Origin of the sequence: Streptococcus sp. HMSC077D04 (genome assembly GCF_001808785.1) — a bacterium.
GTDB lineage: Bacteria > Bacillota > Bacilli > Lactobacillales > Streptococcaceae > Streptococcus > Streptococcus mitis_BX.
Genome location: NZ_KV794549.1, coordinates 349 through 5,056, shown reverse-complemented (window position 1 = coordinate 5,056; position 4,708 = coordinate 349). Strand labels below are relative to the sequence as shown.

The window sequence follows — 4,708 nt, the reverse complement described above, 5'->3', positions numbered from 1 at the left end:
GTGGTTTGAATTTGATTTTCGAAGAGTATCAAGACAAAACAATCCTAGTTTGGCTAGACCAAACTAGGATTTTCTTACACGTTTTTGTCTGCGATAGCCATTAAGTTTTTTATTTTCCCAATAGCTATTAAAGATTTTCTCCTTGCTTTCACGATTGATTTCCAAAAAGTAGGCATAAATCAAATCGATAAAGAAGAGCATAGGAAGTTGAGCGGATATTCGTTGGATGTAGGATGGCTGGCTGTGTGTGGCTACAAGAACAGTCTCTGTATAGGCCTGACTATCTTTATTGGGAACACTTGAAAAAAGTACAGTCTTTGCCCCCATCTCCTTAGCATCTAATAGACTATCTAAAATAGAAGGAGTTGAGCCAGAAAGTGAGAAACCGAGTACGAGACAATTCTCATCCATAATACTGGTTGTCCAAGCAAAACCGTCTTGATCGGTCAAGGCCTCGCAGACCACACCTAGACGCATAAAGCGCAATTTCATTTCACGAGCGACAAGGCCAGAACTCCCTGTTCCAAAGAAGTAGACACGATCAGCATCTTCGATTAACTGGGCGATTCGTTCTAGTTGTTCTTCGTCAATCAAGCCCTGTGTTTGTTCTCGCATATTACTGTAGCTTCGAAGAACTCGGTTGGTTAAAGGACTATGTTTGTGAGAATGAGTGTCCTGTTTCTTTGCTTGGTGCAGGTATTGGAAAATAAATTCTCGATAGCCTGTAAAACCACATTTTTTAGAAAAGCGGGTCAGAGCAGCTTGAGAGATATGTAATTTTTGAGTGACCTGCTGAGAAGATAAATCATCTGCAATGGTTTCAGCTTGCAAAAAATAGCGAGCGATTTCTTGCTCTAGGTCTGTCATTTCTTCGAAGTGAGAATCAATGAGGGTTGCTATATCTGGTTTGTCCATAGGGAAGGCTCCTTTAAATGAGTCATATTGGAAAAAGACTGAGTCATCGAACTTTTACATTTATTATATCATATAATGTAGGGATGGATAAATAAAATCGTATTTTCCTGTAAAATGGGAAAAGCTCCCTTCTTTTCCAAAATTTCTTCTTAAATTATGGTACAATGAAGAGTAAGATTTTAAATAGAAATGAGACTGATTTGTATGAGGAAATTTAACAGCCATTCGATTCCGATTCGGCTTAATTTATTGTTTTCAATCATCATTTTACTCTTTATGACCATTATTGGTCGCCTGCTTTATATGCAGGTTTTGAACAAGGATTTTTATGAGACAAAACTAGCATCGGCTAGTAAAACAAAGGTGACTACTAGTTCAGCTCGAGGTGAAATTTATGATGCCAGTGGCAAGCCCTTAGTTGAAAATACTGTGAAACAAGTTGTTTCCTTTACTCGAAACAACAAAATGACGGCTGCAGATTTAAAAGAAACAGCCAAGAAGCTGTTAGACTATGTAGGAGTTACTTCTCCAACATTGACTGACCGACAGTTGGCGGACTATTATCTAGCAGATCAAGATGTCTATAAGAAAGTAGTGGAAAGCTTACCACGTGAGAAACGCTTGGATTCAGATGGCAATCGCCTATCCGAATCAGAACTGTATAACAATGCGGTCGATAGTGTCCAAACGAGTCAACTAAACTATACAGAGGATGAAAAGAAAGAAATCTATCTTTTTAGTCAGTTAAATGCCGTTGGAAACTTTGCGACAGGAACCATTGTGACAGATGCTCTTACAGATACCCAGATTGCTCTGATTGCCTCTGCTTCGAAACAATTACCCGGTGTCAGTATTTCAACTTCATGGGATCGAAAAGTTCTAGAGACTTCCCTTTCTTCTATAGTAGGTAGTGTATCCAGTGAAAAAGCTGGTCTCCCAGCGGAAGAAGCAGATGCCTATCTTAAAAAAGGTTATTCTCTAAATGACCGTGTGGGGACTTCTTATCTAGAAAAGCAATACGAGGAAACCTTGCAAGGCAAACGATCAGTGAAGGAAATTCATCTAGATAAGTACGGTAACATGGAAAGTGTCGAAAATATCGAAGATGGCACTAAAGGGAATAATATTAAACTGACCATTGATTTGGCCTTCCAAGATAGCGTGGATGCTTTGCTGAAAAGTTATTTCAATTCAGAGTTGGGAAATGGTGGGGCCAAGTATTCTGAAGGTGTGTATGCAGTCGCCCTTAACCCCAAAACAGGTGCTGTGTTATCCATGTCAGGGATCAAACATGACCTGAAAACGGGAGAGTTGACGCCTGATTCCTTGGGAACGGTAACCAATGTCTTTGTTCCAGGTTCGGTTGTCAAGGCGGCGACCATCAGCTCAGGTTGGGAAAATGGAGTCTTGTCAGGAAACCAGACCTTGACAGACCAGTCCATTGTCTTTCAAGGTTCAGCTCCAATTAATTCTTGGTATACTGCCTTTTCTGTGCCAATGCCGATTACGGCGGTTCAAGCTTTGGAGTATTCATCCAATGCTTATATGGTCCAAACAGCCTTAGGTCTTATGGGGCAGACCTATCAACCCAATATGTTTGTCGGCACCAGCAATCTAGAGTCTGCTATGGGTAAATTGCGTTCAACCTTTGGCGAATATGGCTTGGGATCTGCGACTGGGATTGACCTACCAGATGAATCTACTGGATTTATTCCCAAAGAGTATAACTTTGCCAATTTCATTACCAATGCCTTTGGGCAGTTTGATAACTATACGCCGATGCAGTTGGCTCAGTATGTAGCAACTATTGCAAATAATGGTGTTCGTCTAGCTCCACATATTGTCGAGGGAATATACGACAACAATGATAAGGGTGGCCTTGGGGAATTAATCCAAGCAATAGATACCAAGGAAATCAACAAGGTCAATATTTCTGAATCAGATATGGCAATCTTGCACCAAGGATTTTACCAAGTATCGCATGGAACTAGTCCCCTTACGACAGGACGGGCGTTTTCAGATGGCGCCACTGTTTCTATCAGTGGTAAGACCGGTACAGCTGAAAGCTATGTAGCTGGTGGTCAAGAAGCTAATAATACCAATGCCGTGGCCTATGCTCCAACAGAAAATCCTCAAATTGCAGTTGCAGTAGTATTTCCTCATAATACCAATTTAACCAAAAATGTTGGGCCAGCAATTGCTCGCGACATTATCAATTTATATAACCAACACCATCCAATGAATTAGAAAGGAAACCATGCTTTATCCAACACCTATTGCTAAGTTGATTGACAGTTATTCCAAACTTCCTGGTATTGGGATTAAGACAGCAACACGTCTAGCCTTTTATACTATTGGAATGCCGGATGATGACGTCAACGAATTTGCTAAAAATCTCCTTTCAGCTAAAAGAGAGTTGACCTATTGTTCTATCTGTGGACGTTTAACCGATGAAGATCCCTGTTCTATCTGCACAGATCCAAGTCGGGACCAAACAACTATCCTCGTCCTAGAGGATAGTCGAGATGTAGCTGCTATGGAAAATATTCAGGAATACCATGGGTTATACCATGTATTGCATGGGTTGATTTCACCCATGAATGGAATTAGTCCGGATGATATCAACCTTAAGAGTCTTATGACTCGTCTTATGGACAGTGAGGTTTCAGAGGTCATCGTAGCTACCAATGCAACAGCTGATGGCGAAGCGACCTCCATGTATCTCTCTCGCTTGCTCAAACCTGCAGGGATTAAGGTTACGCGCCTAGCGCGAGGTCTAGCAGTGGGAGCAGATATCGAGTATGCGGACGAAGTAACCCTCTTACGAGCTATTGAAAATCGGACAGAGTTGTAAAAGTCAGTAAAAATTTAGCTCATTTTGACGTATAAGACAAGCCCTAGGAATTTTTCTAGGGTTTGTCTTTTTCGTTTTATAATGAGAGAAGGACAAATCTTGATAATAAGAATACTTCCCAGTAAACACAAAATATAAGGTATCAGAAAACGGATTTTCAAAATTCCTAGTAGCATCTCTATCAATATATTTTACTGAAGGATCAAGTTTTTTTAAGGATAAGATTGCCCTTTAGTTCGTTATAATTTATTTTGAAATCGTACTATTTTTATGTTATGATATGGTCAATATATAATTAATAAGTGGAGTTGGAAGTATGGGTGGAAAGATAAAATCTAGCACGATAGCAGCAGAGGCGGCTATTAATGAGTTGGTCGGGTATGAAACGAGCGACAAGCAAAATCAGCAGGTGGAATTTTCATATACATCTGGAATCACTGGAATGGAAGCAGGACGTCAGACCTGCAATCAAATGCTTCAAGCGGTCAGTGATTTTAGTTCAGCTGTTTTGACCCAAGCAAATAAGTTTCCAGAAATTGCTCATAGGATTGAAAAACGTGATATAGAGCAAGCGAAGAGATGGAGTCACTAAGGAATGGCAGATAGAAATGAAGAAAAGCGCACAGAAATTTGGCGTAAGATTGTTAAGATAGAAGATAAGGAAGACAGACTCCGAGCAACTAAAAAGCAATATGAACAGCAGTTGACAAACTTTTACTCGGATATTCAGAGCATTCACCATCGCATGATAAATCTATTGTCTCTCTCACCCAGTTCTCGTCAGCTAATAGAGCAAATCGAAAGTGATAATAGAACCATTCAGCGACAGGTCAACTCTTATGTAGAGGAGGAACTGGATACGTTGGAAAAACAAACTAAAAAGGCTTGTCGCTCTTTCGATGAAGCCAGAGAAGAACTGATAGCGGAAAGGAATCGGCT

At 40.4% G+C, this 4,708-nt stretch carries 5 protein-coding genes; 4 read left to right on the top strand and 1 reads right to left on the bottom strand.

The genetic code is table 11. From position 1 onward, the window contains the following. Positions 1–63: 63 nt before the first annotated feature. Entirely contained in the window at positions 64–915 is an 852-nt protein-coding gene (locus tag HMPREF2701_RS09880; RefSeq protein WP_064275998.1) for a MurR/RpiR family transcriptional regulator, read from the bottom strand. A 189-nt stretch (positions 916–1,104) separates the two neighbouring features. Here HMPREF2701_RS09880 and pbp2b point away from each other — a divergent pair, with 189 nt between their 5' ends. The 4 genes from pbp2b to HMPREF2701_RS09860 all read left to right on the top strand — a co-directional run. Then, positions 1,105–3,162, top strand: coding sequence for a penicillin-binding protein PBP2B (gene pbp2b, locus HMPREF2701_RS09875; protein WP_083281759.1), 2,058 nt, complete (start codon positions 1,105–1,107; stop codon positions 3,160–3,162). Between the two features lie 10 nt (positions 3,163–3,172). Beyond that, entirely contained in the window at positions 3,173–3,769 is a 597-nt protein-coding gene (recR, locus tag HMPREF2701_RS09870; protein ID WP_000966742.1) for a recombination mediator RecR, read from the top strand. A gap of 316 nt (positions 3,770–4,085) precedes the next feature. Further along, complete coding sequence (locus tag HMPREF2701_RS09865; RefSeq protein ID WP_049491527.1) at positions 4,086–4,361, top strand: hypothetical protein; 276 nt, start codon at positions 4,086–4,088, stop codon at positions 4,359–4,361. Between the two features lie 3 nt (positions 4,362–4,364). Further along, on the top strand, positions 4,365–4,708 hold a 344-nt coding region (locus HMPREF2701_RS09860), incomplete at its 3' end, for a hypothetical protein (RefSeq protein ID WP_070483055.1).